15 protein-coding genes, 1 tRNA gene and 1 pseudogene (1 of these 17 only partly in view) are annotated in these 18,203 nt (G+C 41.5%); 4 read left to right on the top strand and 13 right to left on the bottom strand.

The genetic code is table 11. The features are described 5' to 3' along the window. Positions 1–73: 73 nt before the first annotated feature. Both COT81_02465 and trpS read right to left on the bottom strand, forming a co-directional pair. Positions 74–1,345 carry a glutamate dehydrogenase gene (locus COT81_02465; GenBank protein ID PIS05179.1) on the bottom strand — a complete coding sequence of 424 codons (1,272 nt, stop codon included), beginning with the start codon at positions 1,343–1,345 and terminating at the stop codon, positions 74–76. 234 nt (positions 1,346–1,579) lie between these two features. Continuing rightward, positions 1,580–2,548: a tryptophan--tRNA ligase gene (gene trpS / locus COT81_02460; GenBank protein ID PIS05178.1), complete on the bottom strand. Its 969-nt coding sequence runs from the start codon at positions 2,546–2,548 to the stop codon at positions 1,580–1,582. An 84-nt stretch (positions 2,549–2,632) separates the two neighbouring features. On the opposite strand from trpS, the gene COT81_02455 reads away from it, so the two are divergent. After that, complete coding sequence (locus tag COT81_02455; protein PIS05177.1) at positions 2,633–3,292, top strand: hypothetical protein; 660 nt, start codon at positions 2,633–2,635, stop codon at positions 3,290–3,292. Between the two features lie 65 nt (positions 3,293–3,357). Here COT81_02455 and COT81_02450 read toward each other — a convergent pair whose 3' ends face one another. The 10 genes from COT81_02450 to secG all read right to left on the bottom strand — a co-directional run bounded on the left by COT81_02450 (position 3,358) and on the right by secG (position 12,029). Further along, on the bottom strand, positions 3,358–3,900 hold the full coding sequence (locus COT81_02450; GenBank protein ID PIS05176.1) for a disulfide bond formation protein B: 543 nt from the start codon (positions 3,898–3,900) through the stop codon (positions 3,358–3,360). Continuing rightward, positions 3,901–4,251 carry a hypothetical protein gene (locus COT81_02445; GenBank protein PIS05204.1) on the bottom strand — a complete coding sequence of 117 codons (351 nt, stop codon included), beginning with the start codon at positions 4,249–4,251 and terminating at the stop codon, positions 3,901–3,903. A gap of 77 nt (positions 4,252–4,328) precedes the next feature. Continuing rightward, positions 4,329–5,018 carry an anaerobic ribonucleoside-triphosphate reductase activating protein gene (locus COT81_02440; protein PIS05175.1) on the bottom strand — a complete coding sequence of 230 codons (690 nt, stop codon included), beginning with the start codon at positions 5,016–5,018 and terminating at the stop codon, positions 4,329–4,331. 8 nt (positions 5,019–5,026) lie between these two features. Next, on the bottom strand, positions 5,027–7,168 hold the full coding sequence (locus COT81_02435; GenBank protein PIS05174.1) for a ribonucleoside triphosphate reductase: 2,142 nt from the start codon (positions 7,166–7,168) through the stop codon (positions 5,027–5,029). A 73-nt stretch (positions 7,169–7,241) separates the two neighbouring features. Further along, entirely contained in the window at positions 7,242–7,448 is a 207-nt protein-coding gene (locus tag COT81_02430) for a hypothetical protein (protein PIS05173.1), read from the bottom strand. 170 nt (positions 7,449–7,618) lie between these two features. Then, on the bottom strand, positions 7,619–9,430 hold the full coding sequence (locus COT81_02425; protein ID PIS05172.1) for a ribonuclease J: 1,812 nt from the start codon (positions 9,428–9,430) through the stop codon (positions 7,619–7,621). 24 nt (positions 9,431–9,454) lie between these two features. Beyond that, the gene (locus COT81_02420; GenBank protein ID PIS05171.1) at positions 9,455–9,736 is read right to left on the bottom strand and encodes a hypothetical protein; all 282 of its coding nucleotides are present in this window, start codon (positions 9,734–9,736) and stop codon (positions 9,455–9,457) included. Positions 9,737–9,750: 14 nt separating this feature from the next. Continuing rightward, positions 9,751–9,835, bottom strand: a tRNA-Leu gene (locus COT81_02415). Between the two features lies 1 nt (position 9,836). Further along, positions 9,837–11,744: a hypothetical protein gene (locus tag COT81_02410; GenBank protein ID PIS05170.1), complete on the bottom strand. Its 1,908-nt coding sequence runs from the start codon at positions 11,742–11,744 to the stop codon at positions 9,837–9,839. A 72-nt stretch (positions 11,745–11,816) separates the two neighbouring features. Next, positions 11,817–12,029 (bottom strand): preprotein translocase subunit SecG, encoded by a 213-nt coding sequence (gene secG / locus COT81_02405; protein ID PIS05169.1) that lies wholly within the window; start codon positions 12,027–12,029, stop codon positions 11,817–11,819. A gap of 337 nt (positions 12,030–12,366) precedes the next feature. Here secG and COT81_02400 point away from each other — a divergent pair, with 337 nt between their 5' ends. Continuing rightward, positions 12,367–13,122 carry a hypothetical protein gene (locus COT81_02400; GenBank protein PIS05168.1) on the top strand — a complete coding sequence of 252 codons (756 nt, stop codon included), beginning with the start codon at positions 12,367–12,369 and terminating at the stop codon, positions 13,120–13,122. A 163-nt stretch (positions 13,123–13,285) separates the two neighbouring features. On the opposite strand, the gene COT81_02395 is transcribed toward COT81_02400, so the two are convergent. Further along, entirely contained in the window at positions 13,286–13,699 is a 414-nt protein-coding gene (locus COT81_02395) for a hypothetical protein (protein ID PIS05167.1), read from the bottom strand. A gap of 175 nt (positions 13,700–13,874) precedes the next feature. Between COT81_02395 and COT81_02390 the strand changes: the two genes are divergently transcribed. Together COT81_02390 and COT81_02385 are read left to right on the top strand one after the other, a co-directional pair. Next, positions 13,875–16,739 (top strand): excinuclease ABC subunit UvrA, encoded by a 2,865-nt coding sequence (locus tag COT81_02390; GenBank protein PIS05166.1) that lies wholly within the window; start codon positions 13,875–13,877, stop codon positions 16,737–16,739. Between the two features lie 444 nt (positions 16,740–17,183). After that, positions 17,184–18,203 (top strand): annotated as a pseudogene (locus tag COT81_02385) (leucine--tRNA ligase); it runs 1,452 nt beyond the window's last position.

The raw sequence follows: 18,203 nt of genomic DNA, 5'->3' as shown, positions 1-18,203 counted from the left end.
TAGATTCATGCGCCCTCACCTTTATCCTCTCCCATCAAGGGAGAGGAATTTATTGGGATTGTTTTATTAGGAATTATTTATTTTTCTCCATCGCGTCGGCAATGCGTCTAACCGCAACCACAAAGGCGGCGGTGCGCATATCAATTTTGTGTTTTTGAGAGACTTTCCAAACTTCTTTGAAGGCTTTAGTCATTATCGGTTTTAGTTTTTTACGGACTTGATCTTCGGTCCATTTCTCATCGTGTACATTTTGATACCATTCAAAATATGAAACTGTCACCCCGCCGGCATTGGCAAGGACATCAGGAAGGATTAAAGTATCATGCTCGGCTAAAATTTTATCAGCTTCCGGCGTGGTTGGGCCGTTTGCCATTTCTAAAATTATTTTAGCTTTAATGTTGGCCGCGTTATCTTTAGTAATTTGATTTTCCAAAGCCGCTGGCACTAGTACGTCACACGGATATTCTAAAAATTCAGCCGGATCTAAATGCTTACAGTCATAACCCTTAACTGAGCCGTCATAGTAGCATGCGTTAATCAGCCCGCTTTCCCGCTTTACTTCCATAACCTTTATTGGATCAAGCGGGGCTTTTCGGTTGCTGACAATAGTACCTTGAGAATCTGATAGACCGATGATTTTATATTTTGCCTCCGCCATCAGGCGGGCGGTGTGAAAACCGACATTGCCCAAACCCTGGATGATGACGTCTGTTTCGCTAGGTTTAAGTTTCAAAATTTTAGCAAGTTCCTGAAAAATAAAAAATCCGCCATCGGCTGTGGCAGTATTACGCCCCTCTGAACCGCCCGACTCTAATGATTTACCGGTAAAAGATCCCTGAGTTTTATCGCCGGTTAGTTTAGAATATTCGTCAGCCATCCAATCCATAATCAAAGGGTTTGTATTAACGTCTGGAGCGGGCACATCTTTATTTGGGCCAATGTCATCGACAAAAGCTCGGGCGTAACCACGGGCAAGCTGTTCTAACTCGCTGGTGCTTAACTCTTTGGGATTAACCATAACGCCGCCCTTGCCGCCCCCCATAGGAATATTTACTACAGCGCATTTAATTGCCATCCAAAACGACAGCGCTTTGACTTCGTTAATATCAACTTGCTCATGAAAACGAATGCCGCCCTTGTAGGGTCCGCGGGCGTTATTGTATTGTATTCGGTAAGCATCGAACTTTTTGGTTTTGCCGCTGTCCATTTTGACTGGAATTTTGGCTTCCAAAATCTTGTTTGGTTTTTTTAACGCTTCTAAAGTTTCCAGTTTAAGTTTTAATATCTGGTTTGCATTATCCAGTTGGACTAAGGCATTAGCAAATGGGTTCATAAAAAATGTAATTATTTGTCATTGCGAGCAGTGACCTTGATGTAAATCAGGGGAACGACGTGGCCACGCCTGACGTGACCGGTCAGGCGAGTCGTGACATGGCAATCCAGTTTTTTGGATCGCCACGCTCCTCTTCTACAAGCTCAGAGTCGCTCGTGATTACACTATACTAGAATAATAGTAAAAAATAGTAAAGTGACAAAAGTTACCAGTTTTTGTCATCCCGGACTTAATCCGGGATGACACTTACTTTCTAATACCGATTTTTTGGCGCACTTCGCGCATTGTCGTTCGAGCAATTTTTTGAGATTTTTTAGCGCCGGCGGCTAATATTTTTTCAACCTGCTTTGGTTTAGCCAAAAGGATTGATTTTGTCTTTCTAAAATCTGAAAAATAAGTTATAATCGCTTTAGCTAAATCAGTTTTTAAGTCTGCGTATCGGATTGATTTTTGCCCGTTGTATTTTTTTGCTGTTTTTTTATCGCCAAATTTTTCAAATAAAAGTAATAAGTTTTTTGCACCTGAGCCCTGGCCGTCTCCGGTATCAGTGACCGCCTTTTTAATTTTTTGCTCAATTACCTTTGGCTCATCGTCTAAAAAAATGCAATGATTTTCGCCCAAACTTTTTGACATTTTTTTATTTGGATCTTGCAAGCTCATTACTTTGGGCGTATCAGTAAACAAAGTTTCTGGCTCAGGAAATGTCTGGCCAAATTTATTGTTAAACCATCGCGCGATTTTACGAGCCAGTTCTAAATGCTGCTCTTGGTCCAGTCCGACAGGCACAGCCTTGGCTTTGTACAATAATATATCAGCCGCCTGTAAGACTGGATAGGTAAACAAGCCAGCATTTATATTTTTTGCTTGGCGAGAGGCTTTGTCTTTGAATTGAGTCATGCGTTCCAATTCACTCATTGGGGTAATAGTGTTGAAAACCCAAGCTAATTCAGTATGCTCAGGCACGTCTGATTGTAAAAAAATGACGCATTTTTTGGGGTCTATGCCGGCGGCCAAATAATCCATCGCGAGCGACAAAATTTGATTATATTTTTCTTTTGGTTGGTAATTCTCGGTAATTGAGTGGTAATCAACGATTGCAAAATAGCACTCATATTGGGATTGAATCGCTAAAAAATTTTGCAGTGTACCTAAATAGTTGCCAACGTGAAGCGGCCCGGTCGGCTGCATACCAGATAGTACTCGTCCTTTTTTCATGCAGTTAATTGTATGATGAAACAGGCCTAAAGTAAAGGATAGAACCTACACGATAAGTTTTTTTTCTTGTATAATATCCCCATTATGTGTTTTTCTGCCCCTGCTAGCTTCATCGCCGGATCAGTCATTGGCGCGACCGGATATGCGAGCATAAAAAGATCGCCAAGCAAAAGAGCTTTGCTTTTAGCGAGCACCCCTATGCTTTTTGCGATTATGCAGTTTATTGAAGGCTTGGCATGGCTAAACTTCAATTATTATAATAATCCCGCCGTTTATGCCATATTAACTTATGGCTATATTGTTTTTCCTTATTTAATTTGGCCGATTTTTAATCCGCTAAGTATTTATTTTAATGAAACAGAAAAAATTAGAAAAAGTATGTTAGCTATTCTTGTAGCGTCGGGTGTAATTATGAGTTTATTTTTAACTTCAGCTCTGTTTATTTTTGGTGGAGCAGCTTCTGAAATAATTAATCGGAGCATTGCATATAGTACCGGTATACCATTTTTAACATCACCACAATGGAAGGCTGTGGTTTTTATTTATTGTATAATTTTCGTGGTACCTTATTTTATTTCGCAATCCCGGCTGATAAAAGTCTATGGCTTGGCGCTTTTAGGCTCATTTATTTTCTCATATACAATATATTTCGCCGGCTTTATTTCGGTTTGGTGTTTTTTCGCAACGTTTCTTAGCTTTTTAATTTTCTTTCATTTTTATAGCCTAAAAAACCAACCAATCTGAAATTTTTAAAACGGCTAGTCAATTAGCCGTTTTTTATTTGAGAAATGTGGATGAAATTCCACACTTTATTTTTTATTGTATTGCATTAAGGCAAGCATCAAGGCGATAATCATTAAAAATCCGGTTAACGCCATCATCGGAATCGTAATATAACCGAAGCTTAAAAAGTAACGAATAGAACAAGAGGCAGAATAACCAATGCCGGCACAAGACGTCAAAGTTGAGCCGGTCATTTGCCCGAAATATTGAATCCCGGCAATTCCAGCACCAATTACCGAAAGGGGGATTGTGACAAAGGCAATAGCTTCGCTTTTTTTCCACAGTGCATAAGCTAAAATTACGACCATTGGATACATCATAGTGCGCTGATACCAACAAAGCAGGCATGGTTCAAAGCCGACAATATCGGAGTAGGCTAAACTGCCCAAAGTTCCAATCAACGCGACTAAAAATGCAAAGAAGATAGCCTTAGAACCAAAAAATTTTATCACACTATTTTTATTTCCGTTGCGCGTTAAAAAAATGCTCACTAAAATTGCTCCAATTGCAATTTGAGTCGCTATCGTCCCAATAGAAATGACTAAGGTTAAGTTGTTGGATAATTCCATTTAGTTTGGTAATTCACACCCGGTTTTTTCAGCTAGGTATGGTAATGACAAGTCGCCGGTTTCCCGCGTGCCGTCAGGAAATTCCCATGTCGGGTAAGATTCAATGCCCGCGTCAATGCAAACTTTAGTTTGGCCCTGGCCGTTTGGTTGAGAACATTCAACGTAAGGCAATTTTTTTTCAGAACGACCGAATTTTGATTTTTGACTTTGGCAATGCGGACACCAAAAGGCTCCGTAGAAGGTGGTGCCACTTTCGCCTAAACACTCGGCAAAGGCATCATAAGTTCCGGGCTTGGTGCCAGAATAAATATAATAAATTACTCCTAAAGCTAATATAATCCCCACGAACATCCAAACTAAGCTATTTTTAGATTTTTTTCGCATATCAATAAAGCATTATTTTAATGCTAAATATAATATCACAGTTTTTAGCGTTGTTCAATTTGAACTTGAGGAAATGATTTTTTGAGTATGTCAACAATGGCGGAAACGTCAAGCTGTTTAGATTTATCTATGGTGTTGTCTAAATTTTTGGCGAAACTAATATTTTGGATAAAGTATTTCTCGCCCGGCAATAACTGTTTGGCAATGCTTATAAAATCTTCCGCCGTGTGTGATTCTGGCAATACCGTCGTTCGAAACTCATGGTCAATGCCAGATTCTTGAATTAAGCGCATGGTTTTTTTGCAGTTGTCAATTCGTTGCTGGTTTGCGGTTTGTACAATATCGTTGTAGCTCTCCCACCGGTGCTTAATGTCCATTGCCAAATAGTCAACTAGTCCGTCGCGAAGCAGTGATTCAACCATGCCCGGATTAACTCCAGACGTATCAAGTTTCACCAACAAGCCAAGCGCCTTAACTTTTTTAATAAAGTCAGGAAGATCGGCATGCAAGGTTGGCTCCCCGCCGGTAATGCACACGCCGTCCAAAAAATCTTTTTTGAACGAGATATACGCCAGCACTTCTTCTTGGCTGACAATGTTTTGCGTTGAGGTTGGAATGAGTTCCGGGTTATGGCAATAGCGGCAGCGAAACAGACAACCTTGTGTGAAAACTATAGCCGCAACTTTTTCCGGGTAATCAATTAAGCTTAATTTTTGCAGCCCGCCAAATTGCATCACCGCCGTTAAGCCGCCACCGCTCCGGTTTTTAGCGCCACGGCCGCCGGGTTAGTTTCTGCTTTGCTTTTTTTGCTGGCTAAAGCCTTTTCGGCGACATATTCTTTGCGGTCTTTCCATTCGCTTTTTTTACCTTTGTTCCATTCTTTGACCGGGCGGAAATAGCCGACAATGCGCGACCAGACTTCACATTCAGCGTTGCATTTGGGGCAAATTCTAACCTCCCCTTGCAAATATCCATCATTTGGGCAGATGCTCAACGTTGGCGTAACGGTGAAATAGGGCAGGCGGTAGCCGTTAGCGATTTTTTTAACAAAGCTGCGGCAGGTTTTCCAATCTTTTACCTTTTCACCCAAAAACATGTGTAGCACCGTGCCGCCAGTGTAAGCTGTTTGCAGTTCGTCTTGGTGATCTAAGGCAAAGAGCGGATCATCAGTATAATCAACCGGCAAATGTGTAGAATTGGTGTAATACGGAGCTTCATCGCTGCCGGCCTGGATAATCCCCGGGAATCGCTTGGCATCTTCTTTGGCAAAACGGTAGGTCGTGCCTTCGGCCGGTGTGGCTTCTAAATTATACATGTTGCCAGTAGTTTCTTGAAAGTCAGCCAGTTTTTTACGCACTAACTTCATTATCTCTTTGGTAAACTGTTTGCCTTCATTACTTGCGATATCTTTACCGAGTAAGTTTTGGCAAGCCTCATTACCACCATTAATGCCGATCGTGGCAAAGTGATGGTCCAAAGAAGGCAAGTAGCGCTTGGTAAACGGCAACAAGCCGCTTTCAATGTTTTGAGCCACGACTTTACGCTTGAGTTCTAGTGATTCTTTGGCCAATTCCATTAACCGCTCCAACCGCTCAAAGAATTCTTGTTTGTTTTTGGCGACATAACCGATGCGCGCCAAGTTAATGGTCACAACGCCGATACTCCCCGTCATTTCAACCGACCCAAATAGCCCGCCGCCACGGGAACGCAACTCGCGTAAATCAAGCTGTAAGCGGCAGCACATGCTCCGTACATCACCCGGATTTAAGCTTGAGTTTATGAAGTTTTGGAAGTAGGGGATGCCAAATTTTGCCGTCATTTCAAAAAGTGCCTTAGCATTTTCATTCTCCCAGTCAAAATCCTTGGTGATGTTATAAGTCGGAATTGGAAAAGTGAAAATGCGGCCGTTGCTATCGCCTTCAGTCATAACTTCTATAAACGCTTTGTTGATTAGGTCCATTTCCGGCTGGCAATCAGCATAACTAAAGTCCTGTAACTCACCGCCGATTTTTGGATGTTTGTCTTTTAAGTCATCCGGGCACACCCAATCCAAAGTAATATTCGTAAACGGTGTTTGCGTGCCCCAGCGTGAGGGTACGTTTAAATTAAAGACAAATTGCTGAATGCATTGCTTGATGTGCTTGTAGCATAAGTTATCTTTTTTTACGAGCGGCGCTAAGTAGGTGTCAAATGATGAAAATGCTTGCGCTCCCGCCCACTCGTTTTGGAGCGTGCCTAAAAAATTCACCATTTGTCCAACCGCCGTTTCCAAATGTTTGGCAGGCTTAGATTCTACTTTTCCCGGTACGCCATTGAATCCTTCTTCTAAAAGTTGGCGTAAACTCCAACCGGCGCAATAACCGGAAAACATATCTAAATCATGAATATGGAAATCGCCTTCAATGTGCGCCTCTCTGACCGCTTTCGGGTAAATATAATTTAACCAATAGTTAGCGATTAGTTTGCCAGAGGTGTTGAGGATTAATCCGCCAAGTGAATATCCTTGGTTAGCATTAGCGTTGACCCGCCAATCCGAGCGGTCTAAATATTCGCTCATAGTTTTTTCCACTTCCACGGCAATATTTTCAGCCGATCGCGCTTGAGATCTTTTTTCCCGGTAAACAATATAGGCCCGAGCAGTTTTGAAATACCCAGAGCTCATCAAGGAAAATTCAACTATATCTTGGATTTCCTCAACACTTATTTGACGTTTAATTTTTTTGGACTTGTTGATAAACGAGACTACAATTTCGGTAATCTTTCTAGCTTCAGTGCTGCCAAATTCGCCGGTCGCTTCCGCCGCGCTTAGAATCGCTTTATAAATTCGCTCTTTATCAAAAGTTGCCTTGGTGCCGTCTCGGCTAATCGTTTTGATGGGGCTCATATGTTTTTTATTTATTTTTTAGTTAAAAAAACTCACCGGGTGGTGAGCTTCAAGAGCTTCGCGAGTTTCTAATTTATTTATTAGTTTTGGCTTCTATGCGATTAGTGCATGGGTAGACCAGGCAAATATACTTATTTCCCGGCTCGCCTTTGATAATTTTTAATTCATTACAACGTTTGCACTTTATTTCCACGTCGCTATCTACCAAAATACCTTTAAACAACAATTTATTGCAGTCAGGACATCTATATTCTCGCCCGATGTTTTCATGATTGGTCATAACGACTTACCCAAGGGAGGGTTTAGTCATTATATCGCAAAAAAAGGACGAAGTCAATCTGGATGCGTCCTCATTTTGTCCTGGAGGCTAAAAATTTACCTAGAATTAGTTAGAAAAATTTGTCAAGAATACAATTTTTCCTTATTTTATCCGAGTTGTATTTTTATCGCCTAAACTTCTATCAAAACCGGTAAAACCATCGGGCGGCGATGCGTTTTGGAGTAAACATACTGGCCGATTTCGTTGCGAATGCGCTCTTTGATGTAATTCTCAAAGGCTGGAGAACGGTTATCGGTTTCTTTAAGCATGCTTTTGACTTTATGGCGCACATCTTCAATCAATTTTTTATTTTCGCGCATATACACAAAGCCGCGAGAGATTATATCCGGGTTTTGCACCGGTTCGCCGGATTTTTTATAGATAGTAGCAATAATCACAATCATACCGTCTTCGGCCATGAGTTTACGGTCCCGAAGCACAATGTGCGACACATCGCCAACGCCAAGGCCATCCACAAATACATATTCAGTTGAAATTCGCCTTTGAGTTAGCGCCACTTTTTCTTTGTCAGCTTCAATTACTTGGCCGTTTTCAGCGACAATAATGTGTTCGTCTTTTAGTCCAATAATTTTGGCGTTTTGGCCATTGATGCGCAACATGAAGTGGTTGCCTTCAATCGGGATAAAATATTTTGGCCGCACTAGCTGCAACAGCAATTTAATATCTTGCTCTTTGGCGTGCCCGCCGGCGTGGACGTCTAACATTTTATAGTTCACTACCGACGCTCCATAGCGGTAAATCGCGTCCTGCAAATTTTGCACCGTGCGTTCATTCCCCGGAATAACCGAAGAGGAAAAGATAACCGTATCGTTTGATTTAAATTTTATAAATCGATGGTTGCCTTCGGCAATGCGCATGAGCACCGCATTTTTTTCACCTTGCGCGCCAGTACAAATAATTATCAGTTTGTCATCATCAACATCTTTAAAGTTATGCTGTTCCACTATTGTTTTGTTATCAAATTTTAGATAACCTAATTCTTTTGCTACTTCCACGTTCGTTTTGATGCTGCGGCCCTCAAACATTACTTTGCGGCCGTGCTTTTCGGCGAGGGTTAAAATTTGCTGAATCCGCGACAGCAATGACGCAAATGTACCGATAATCATTCGCCCCTTAGCGTTTTCAATTAGTTTTTCCAAATCTACGCCCACCTCAGTTTCAGATAACTGATGTCCTTTTTGCCAGGCGTTAGTGCTGTCGGCCATAAGGGCCAAAATTCCTTCAGCGCCAATCAGGGCAAATTTTTGCAAGTCCACCGGGGCGTCGTTAATCGGCGCTTTATCCAATTTAAAGTCGCCGGTATGGATAATGTTGCCGACCGGCGTGCGAATTAAAATCGCAAAAGAGTTCGGAATATTGTGGTTGACTGGCACAAACTCAACATCAAAACAGCCCAGCCTAACTTTATCACCGCCGCGCACAACCTGCAATTTTAAAGGCGGCGCTTCTTTATATTCTTCTTGGCGCTTTTTGATAATACCGGCGGTTAAATCCCCGGTGTAAATCGGCGGATTGCCAATGGCTTTCATCACGTGGGGAACCGCGCCAATATGGTCGTAATGTCCGTGAGTGATGAGCACGCCTCGTATATTTTTTTCCTTGCCTTTGAGATAGCTTAAATCAGGGATAATATAGTCAATGCCGTGCATTTCTTCTTCCGGAAACTGTAAGCCCAAATCAACAATGATAATGTCGTTACCATACTCAAAAATGACGCAATTCCGCCCAACTTCTTCAAAGCCACCGACTGGGATAATGTTTAATTTACCCGATTTGACAGTTTGTTTTTCTCCGGTTGAAACTCCAGGCTTTTTTATAGTTCTAGATTTTTGCCTGGTTGGCTTGGCCGTACGTTTAGTTGTCGCTTTGCTGCTAGTCTGCTTGTTGGAGGCAGGGCGAGCAGCATTTTTTTTAGTTACCATATTTTCTGTGAAGTAATAATTTAATTAGTTATCAATGGGACGTTTTTCATTCTTTTCCCATTTTTCAATAAATGCTTTTTCTAAGTCTATATTTTTAAGTTCAGCTAATCTGAGTAAATTCCAAAATACATCCACTATTTCATAACTCAAATCAGTTTTACTACGGTCTTCCCTAACCGCCTCCATAACCTCGCCAACTTCCTCGCCGAGCCTAAGCAGTACTTCTTTATCGTCCTTAGGATAAAATCCTCGCCTATTTAATTGTTCAACCATTAAGGTTTGCAGTTCTTTGATACTTTTTGCCATATAGCATTATGCATTGGTGCCGATGGTGGGACTCGAACCCACAAGCCTCGCGGCACACGCTCCTGAAGCGTGCGTGTATACCAATTTCACCACATCGGCGTTAGTTTTCCTTGGCGAAGCTGGCTTTAGTTTTTATGTACCAACCCGTAATATTGTTAAACCGATCGGCTGGCACAATCACTTGCGAAACATTTAAACCTTTAATTTTATCGCTTATCACGTAAGTGTATGTCGGCCGGTATAAAAAGATGGCTGGGATTTCGCTAATAATAATATTTTGGAATTCTTGATACAATTCATCGCGCTTGGCTGAATCAGCTTCAATTCTGGCGTCTTCAAGCAATTTATCAACGTTCCGATTAGAAAAGACAGCTAAATTTAATCCCGGGTCTTGATTTTGCGAGGAATGCCAAAATGGAAAAGGGTCGGGGCTGGCACCCAAGTTTTCGCCAAACAGCAAAGCTTCATAATTTCTCGGCTTAATGATTTCGCGGCCAATGCGGTTAGGGTCCACAATTTCTAAATTGACCGATGCGCCAACATCTTGCCACATTTTTTTTACCAATGTGGCCGCTGTTACGTTTTCTGGCTGATTAACTGTTGTCAAAGTTATTTCTAAAATTTCGTCATTTTTGGAACGGAAAATGTTTTGGTTAGGATCTAAAATAATTTCTTCCAAAATTTGTTCAGTGCTAGTCGGTGCGGTAAAAACTTCTTCTTCAATAGTTTCGGGTGCTACATCTTCGCCTTGACTAAGCTCTGCTTGCAAATCAATTCTTTCTTGGCTAATCTTTTCGGCTAATTTTTGCTTGTATTCATCGGCGGTGATAATTTGCCATTGCGCTTCATTTAGTATTTGGTTCGCTTTGTCGGGGTCAAAATCATACTTTTCAATATTTTCATTATAACCTTCATATCCTGGTAAAATTGGTCCATCGACAATTTGACCTTCTAAGCTTAAGGCTTCGGATATGATTTTAGTTTTATCAATCGCATAGGCTAAGGCTTGTTTAACATTTTTGTCTTTTAAAATAGAATTTATTTTTTGGTTGAAAAAGACGCCAGTATATTGCGGCAAGTCAAAGGAGTAAAAATTTATATCGGATTCGCTAATCAACCGTTCCTTGAGCGCCTTGGGCAAAAAGCTAATGCCCTCAACGTTGTTGTTAATCAAAGCCCCGACCGCCTCTTCAAAGTTTGGGTAAAATTTGAATGTTAGTTTTTGGATTAAAGGCGGGTTGTCATAATATTTTTCAAACGGTACCAAAGTATAGGATTTAATATTGCCTAGTTTATCGCGAGTGAGCGTTGAAAATTGCCACGGACCTGAGCCAACCGGGCGAATATTTGCTTCTGCTAAATTCGCGGTAGTGTTTGGGATTTCTTGCCAAACATGGGCTGGTAAAATGCCAAATGTCATGCTCTCCAAAAATGGCTCAAATGGCTCAGGTAAAATAAATTGAACTGTTAAGTTGTCAACTTTTTTAATTTGAACGCCCCGAAAGCTTACAATTAAAGGGCTTTTAAAATCAGGGTCTTGGATGTTTTCAAAGGTCAAAATTATATCGTCGCTTGTGACCGGCTTGGCCTCTTCGCTCCCCCGGGTATGCCAAAAAGCATTCGGTTTAAGGAAAAAAGTGTAAGTTAATTTATCCTCTGAAATTTTATAACTCGTTGCTAGGTCTGGAACTAAGTTTAAATCGGCATCAAATTTTAAAAGGCCGGAAAAAACTAGGCGGGATATATCAGTGTCAACATCATTGGTTTGGGCCAGCAGGGGGTTAATAAACTTTGGCGCGCCAATTAAAGCTTCTACATATGTGCCTCCAGCCATTGGCACTTTAGTCACATTGTCTTGGTACAACTGTGTGCCGAGCCAAACGGTGCTCAGAGTGATTGCCGCTAATAGCAGTTTGGTCGCCCAAAGCTCTTGGGGGGATAAAAATTTTTTTATCTCTTTAAGCTGTTGGAAATTGGGTCTTTTTTTAAAATACTCGCGCCAAGCCATTTTGCTTGATGGCCCAGAATTGTCGCGGGTTTCCTCCTCCGGGATCGGGGATTGGGTTGTGTCCACGGGGTATTAAACAGTCACAATATTTAAAAAAGACACTACCATGAAAGCGGTAGCAAAAACGATAGTCAAAGTGTAAAGAATTTTTTCTAAGCCGCGTTTAGTTCGGTAAACATTGCCCTCTCCCCCAAAGGCTGCCCCAAGGCCAGCACCCCGGTTTTGCAAAATTATGACAATAATCAAAATAATTGAAACAACAACTTGTAAAACATCTAAAAGCATAGAGAAATATTCGAAATGAAATTAATATTCGTATTGTTATTAAAGAGTAGGTATGCGAGATGAAAACGTTGCGCTTATGATAGCAGGAAGAGTCATAATTGTCAAGCCTTGCCCTCGGGTTTTGATTTAAAGGCTTTTTTAGCGATTATTTTTTGTAATTTTAAATTTTGTTTGCCGGTAACTTTCATTTTTGCCCGTCCTCGTTTTTGCCGATTTTGTTTCCGGGCCAGTTTTTCTAGCTCCTCATCTTTTAGAGTTGCCATATGCCTTTGGGATAGTTGTAATTTAAACAGTTGGCTAATTTGTCCTAGCTGATTAAATAGTATAATATTTTGGTATGGTCGACAATAATTTTACCACTTTTGAGCAGCCGCGGAAAAAAAATCGGCGTTGGTATCGTAACTGCTTTGTTTTGGCGCCAGCAATTTTTTTGGGGGCGTTTGTAGTTTTATATGCCAGCGCGCTACTAGTAGGAAAATTTGCTGCTAATTCAAACAATTTGGAGCCGAATAATATTGTTAATGGACATGGTGGACAAACGGTTTTAAATAATTTACCTCAAACTTTATCACCCCCTTCTTCCCCGGCTGTTAGCCAAGCTACGCCGCGGTTCAAAGGTAATCCAGAAGCCAAAGTAGTGATTGAAGAGTATTCAGATTTTGAGTGTCCTTTTTGCCAACAGGCCGCCCCGATACTAAAAAAAGTGGTCGAGAAATTTGGCGATAAAATACAGTTTATTTATAAAGATTTTCCTTTAATTAATATTCATAGTAACGCCTTGGTGGCCGCCCTTGCTGGCCGGTGCGCTTTTGAACAAGCTCAATTTTGGGAGTTTCATGACTTAATGTTCGCTGACCAAAGTAAGTTATCTGCGACTGATTTGAAACGCGGCGCTTTTCAGCTCGGCCTGGATAGCTTTCAATTTAATGAGTGCTTGGATTCCAACAAATACTTTGACGACGTCAATGCCGAATTTGAGGAAGGTATTAGCCGCGGCGTTAAAGCCACACCCACCTTTTTTATCAATGGCCAGAAATTTGAGGGCGTCATTCTTGAAAAACAATTGACCCAAATTATTGAATCATTACTTTAATGAAAAATAAGGCTAAGCACTATTGGATTTTTCTCTCTGCGTTTGGCGCTATGTTTGCGGTGTTGTCTTGGGCGTATGAGATTTATTCAGGGGGGTTTTGGGTTAAGGGCGCTTTAGCTTTAATTACTGGTTTTGTCTTATACAAATTTATCGTTGATCGAGTTTAACTACCTATAAAGCAGTTGGACCCCACTACAGCCGTAGCCGCATGGGGTCCTAAAACAAGCTCCTCCCGGAAACGGTCCGGGTTTTTCCTCATCTCCTTTTCGAGTTGGAGCATTTCACGCTCGAACTCTTGAAGGTGATCAAGAAACTGCTCTTCTTGGCGGAGCAGTTCGTCTTGGAGCTCTTCGCGAACATCGGCGCAAGGCCGCGGTGGCGCTTGTTCGGCGAACGAGCCGCAAAACCACTGCGACTCGTCGGCTCCCTCGTCGTAGACGAAGAAATCGCCGACCCACGCGCCGGCCTCTGCCGTCTCCTCGGCCCACACAGGCGCGGCAAAGTACATAATCGCGCCGATTATGGCCAAGGTTATGAACAGTCCGGACAGCGTCCGGCCTGGGTGCAGGTATTGCATGATAGTCTCCCCTCAACGACCTGGCCCTGCGCCAGGCGGTCCAACGCCCTCCCTAAATATCTGGCGCGAACCGGATAATTTAGCAAAATTAAGGGAAAATGTCAACCTTGGCGGATAGACCAAGGGTTTGACAGTCGCTGGAATTTGTGGTAAGCTGGTTTCCTGTTTTGTATTTATGCCAAAAGTGATCTCTATCAAACGCGCTCGCGTTAATAATTTAAAAAACATCTCTGTTGATATTGAGCAAGGCAAGTTTGTGGTAATTACCGGACTTTCAGGTTCGGGCAAATCATCATTAGCCTTTGACACAATTTTTGCTGAGGGCCAGAGGCGATATGTTGAAAGCATGTCAACTTACGCTAAACAATTTTTAGGTTTGGCGGACAAACCAGACGTTGATAGGATTGATGGATTATCACCCACGATTTCAATCGACCAACACACTTCAGCCACCAATCCGCGCTCAACGGTCGGAACAATCACCGAAATTTATGATTATTTGCGGTTGCTTTATTCACGTGTTGGTAAATTACATTGCCCTCGTTGCGGCCAGGAGGTGAGTAAACTTACGCCGACTCAAATCATCAATCAGGCAACAGAGATTACTAAAAAGGAAAAAGAAATTTCAATTTTATCTCCGGTTGACGAAGATAAAAAATCTGACCGCAGCTCAACTTTAAAAGAAATTAAAAAAGCCGGCTATAGTCAAGTTAGAATAAATCGTCAACTTATGAAAATTGACGCGGCTCTAACTGGCAATATTGATTGGAATAGCAGTCCGACTTTGGAAATATTAGTTAGTCAATTTAAAGCGAGTCAATACAACCAAACGCGCGATCTGCGCCGTGATTTAGCCCAAGCGGTGGATTTAGCCTTAGATTTAGGCAATGGCCAACTAATTGTGTTAACGAGTGCGGACAAGGATATTTTATTCTCGCAATATTTTAATTGCCCAAGGTGCAATATTAACTTACCCAACATTGAACCAAGGAACTTTTCATTTAATAGCCCGGCGGGTGCTTGTAACCGATGTTTGGGAATTGGCACGTGTTTGGAAATTGATCCCGAACTAGTTATTCCAAACAAAAAATTAACATTAGCCCAAGGCGCAATCAAGCCATGGGCTAGAAATTTTTCCAATCAAGCGAAATACTGGAAGCTGTTAGAGGCAGTGGCGAAAGTCCATAATTTTTTATTAGATGATGCGATTAGTGATTTATCTGCGGAAGCTTTAAACATTGTGTTGCACGGCAGTAGCGAACAAAAGTATGACGTGGATGGCGGCATGACTTTTCCCGGAGCCATCCCGATGCTGGAAGAAAAATATTTAGAAACAACCTCTGAATATTTAAAGCAAGAGCTAGAAAAATATATGCGTACGGCCATTTGCCCGGTTTGCCAAGGCAAAAGATTGAAAAGCGATATGTTGCTAGTTACAATTTCTGATAAAAATATTGCTGATTTAACGGCGATGACAATTGACGAACTGGTTAAATTTTTTGCTGGTATTAGTAACGGCAAGATTAAAGGTAAGCTCAGCTTGGATGAAAAGGATAAAAAAATTGCCACCTCAATTATTAAAGAAATTCATCAGCGTTTGCAATTTTTGCAAAACGTTGGTTTGAATTATCTTACCTTGCACCGTACTTCCACGACACTATCTGGCGGAGAATTACAGCGCATTCGGCTGGCAACCCAATTAGGCTTGAATCTAACTGGCATTGTTTACATTTTAGATGAGCCGTCAATTGGTTTGCATCAAAAAGATAACCAAAAATTAATTGATACCTTGCGGCATTTACGCGATTTGGATAATACTGTATTAGTGGTAGAGCATGACTCCATGACCATCTTAGCGGCTGATCATGTTATTGATATGGGTCCGGGCGCTGGAGAAAATGGCGGCGAAGTGATTGCTTCTGGCAGTCCAGCCCAAATATTAAAAAACAATAATTCTATTACCGGTCGTTATCTTTCGGGTAAAGAAAAAATTGAACCGCCGACAAAACGTAGAGAAGGCAATAAGAAGTTTTTGGAAGTAATCGGCGCGCAAGAATTTAATTTAAAAAATATTAATGTTAAGGTACCGCTCGGCATGCTGGTGTGCTTAACTGGAGTTTCAGGATCAGGTAAGTCAACTTTAATGTTGGATATTTTAGCCAGGGCGCTAGCCAAAAGGTTTTACCGCGCCAAAGATATTCCGGGTAAACACAAAGACATTAATGGCATAGAAAATATTGATAAAGTAATTACGATTGACCAATCGCCAATCGGCCGTACCCCGCGGTCAAATCCAGCGACTTACACTGGTGTGTTTACATACATCCGTGATTTATTTGCCAATACTCCCGAAGCCAAAATTCGCGGTTACAATGTCGGCGTATTTAGTTTTAACGCCAAAGGCGGGCGTTGTGAAACGTGCGCCGGCGAAGGCTACGTCAAGGTGGAAATGCAGTTTTTACCGGACGTCTATGTTAAATGTGAAGAATGCCATGGCCAGCGTTACCAAAAAGAAGTTTTAGAAATTCATTTTAAAGGAAAAAATATTGCCGATGTTTTAAGCATGTCGGTAGAAGAAGCGATGCATTTTTTTAAAGGGAATGATATAATTTTTGATAAGTTAAAAACTTTGTTTGATGTTGGACTGGGTTATTTGAAGTTAGGACAATCGGCCACGACTTTGTCCGGCGGAGAGGCTCAACGGGTTAAATTAGCAACTGAATTGTCCCGCCGAGCGACCGGTAAAACTTTATACATCTTAGATGAACCAACCACTGGTTTGCATTTTGCCGACATTGCCTGCCTTTTAAACGTGTTAAATAAATTGGTTGATAAAGGTAATACCGTGATGATTATTGAGCACAATTTGGATGTGATTAAATCCGCCGATTGGGTGATTGACTTAGGGCCGGAAGGCGGCGATCGAGGCGGTGAGATTGTAGCCGAAGGCCGCCCGGAAGATATTGTTAAAGAGAAAAAAAGTTACACTGGTAAATATTTGAAGGAAGAGATGAAATTGAAAAAGGCGAATGGTAAATAGCTAATGGAGAATGAAAAAATATTTTTAGATGATCCCCCTCTTAATTTAAGAGGGGTAAGGGAGTTACTCAAAATGGATTTTTAATTTATTGATAGGCAACTAGTACCATTAATAGCGTGTTCCCCGCTTAGCATAAGAGGGGATAGGGGTGTTAAAGCTAAACAATTTGTCATTTCGAGCCCCGTATCAAGTACGGGGTAAACTCCGTCGAGAAATCTCACCTCTGTTAACTTCACCTATGATGAGATCCTTCGGCTCCGCTTACGCTCCGCTCAGGATGACAACCCCCACCCCGCCTCACCCCCAGTGAGGAATGATAGTAAAAGTTAGCATGTTTTGGAATATTGAAATAACTGGTAATATTGAAGGAGTATTTGAGAAGTTAAATGATTTTATTAAGTAACCCCCTCAACTCCCCCTTAAATTAAGGGGGATGCCACAAGTATGCCAAAATACGACCATCAAAAAATAGAAGCTAAATGGCAAAAATATTGGGCCAAATATAAAACGTTTTCAGTTAAAGACGAATCCAGCCGGCCAAATATGTACGTTTTAGATATGTTCCCATATCCTTCAGCTCACGGATTACACGTTGGCCACCCGGAAGGCTATACGGCCTCTGATATTTTAACCCGTTTTTTAACTATGAGAGGTTTTGACGTATTGCATCCGATGGGCTGGGACGCGTTTGGTTTGCCGGCGGAAAATTACGCGATTAAAACCGGCACGCATCCGAAACAAACGACAGAAGATAATATTAAAAATTTTAAACGCCAAATTCAATCGCTTGGTTTTGCCTATGATTGGGACCGGGAAATCAACACCACTGATCCAAATTACTACAAATGGACACAGTGGATTTTTCTTAAACTATGGGGGAAGGGACTCGCCTATGAGGCGGAAATCCCTATCAATTGGTGTCCGCAAGATAAAACGGGACTCGCCAACGAAGAAGTAGTTGACGGTAAATGCGATCGCTGTGGCACAAAAGTTGAGCTAAAAAATTTAAAGCAGTGGCTTTTAAAAATTACTGATTACGCCGACCGTTTGCTGGACGATTTAGAATATTTGGATTGGCCTGAACCAATCAAATTAATGCAGCGCAATTGGATTGGGAAAAGTTATGGCGCCAACGTTGATTTTAAAATAAAAGGTAGTGACGAAAAATTAAATGTTTTTACCACGCGCCCAGATACTTTGTTTGGCGCAACATACATTGTGGTCGCTCCAGAGCATCAAATTATTCATAAATTAAAAGATAAAATTGATAATTATAAAGAAGTTGCTGCTTATATTGAGGCATCTCAATTGAAAACCGATATTGATAGGACTGACGAGAGTAAAATTAAAACCGGAGTTGAATTAAAAGGTGTCAAGGCGGTTAACCCAGTCAACAATAAAGAAATTCTTGTTTGGGTGGCTGATTATGTTTTGATTTCTTACGGCACCGGCGCGATTATGGCC

This window comes from Candidatus Buchananbacteria bacterium CG10_big_fil_rev_8_21_14_0_10_42_9 (assembly GCA_002773845.1).
Lineage (GTDB): Bacteria > Patescibacteriota > Patescibacteriia > Buchananbacterales > 21-14-0-10-42-9 > 21-14-0-10-42-9.
This window is presented reverse-complemented; position numbering and strand designations above follow the sequence as displayed.

Coding starts and splice junctions, on each gene's coding strand:
- COT81_02395 (PIS05167.1), bottom strand. CDS start 13,699: ATGCAATACCTGCACCCAGGCCGGACGCTGTCCGGACTGTTCATAACC.
- COT81_02455 (PIS05177.1), top strand. CDS start 2,633: ATGTGTTTTTCTGCCCCTGCTAGCTTCATCGCCGGATCAGTCATTGGC.
- COT81_02420 (PIS05171.1), bottom strand. CDS start 9,736: ATGGCAAAAAGTATCAAAGAACTGCAAACCTTAATGGTTGAACAATTA.
- COT81_02435 (PIS05174.1), bottom strand. CDS start 7,168: ATGAGCCCCATCAAAACGATTAGCCGAGACGGCACCAAGGCAACTTTT.
- COT81_02445 (PIS05204.1), bottom strand. CDS start 4,251: ATGTTCGTGGGGATTATATTAGCTTTAGGAGTAATTTATTATATTTAT.
- COT81_02410 (PIS05170.1), bottom strand. CDS start 11,744: ATGGCTTGGCGCGAGTATTTTAAAAAAAGACCCAATTTCCAACAGCTT.
- COT81_02450 (PIS05176.1), bottom strand. CDS start 3,900: ATGGAATTATCCAACAACTTAACCTTAGTCATTTCTATTGGGACGATA.
- COT81_02390 (PIS05166.1), top strand. CDS start 13,875: ATGCCAAAAGTGATCTCTATCAAACGCGCTCGCGTTAATAATTTAAAA.
- COT81_02440 (PIS05175.1), bottom strand. CDS start 5,018: ATGCAATTTGGCGGGCTGCAAAAATTAAGCTTAATTGATTACCCGGAA.
- secG (PIS05169.1), bottom strand. CDS start 12,029: ATGCTTTTAGATGTTTTACAAGTTGTTGTTTCAATTATTTTGATTATT.
- COT81_02400 (PIS05168.1), top strand. CDS start 12,367: ATGGTCGACAATAATTTTACCACTTTTGAGCAGCCGCGGAAAAAAAAT.
- trpS (PIS05178.1), bottom strand. CDS start 2,548: ATGAAAAAAGGACGAGTACTATCTGGTATGCAGCCGACCGGGCCGCTT.
- COT81_02430 (PIS05173.1), bottom strand. CDS start 7,448: ATGACCAATCATGAAAACATCGGGCGAGAATATAGATGTCCTGACTGC.
- COT81_02425 (PIS05172.1), bottom strand. CDS start 9,430: ATGGTAACTAAAAAAAATGCTGCTCGCCCTGCCTCCAACAAGCAGACT.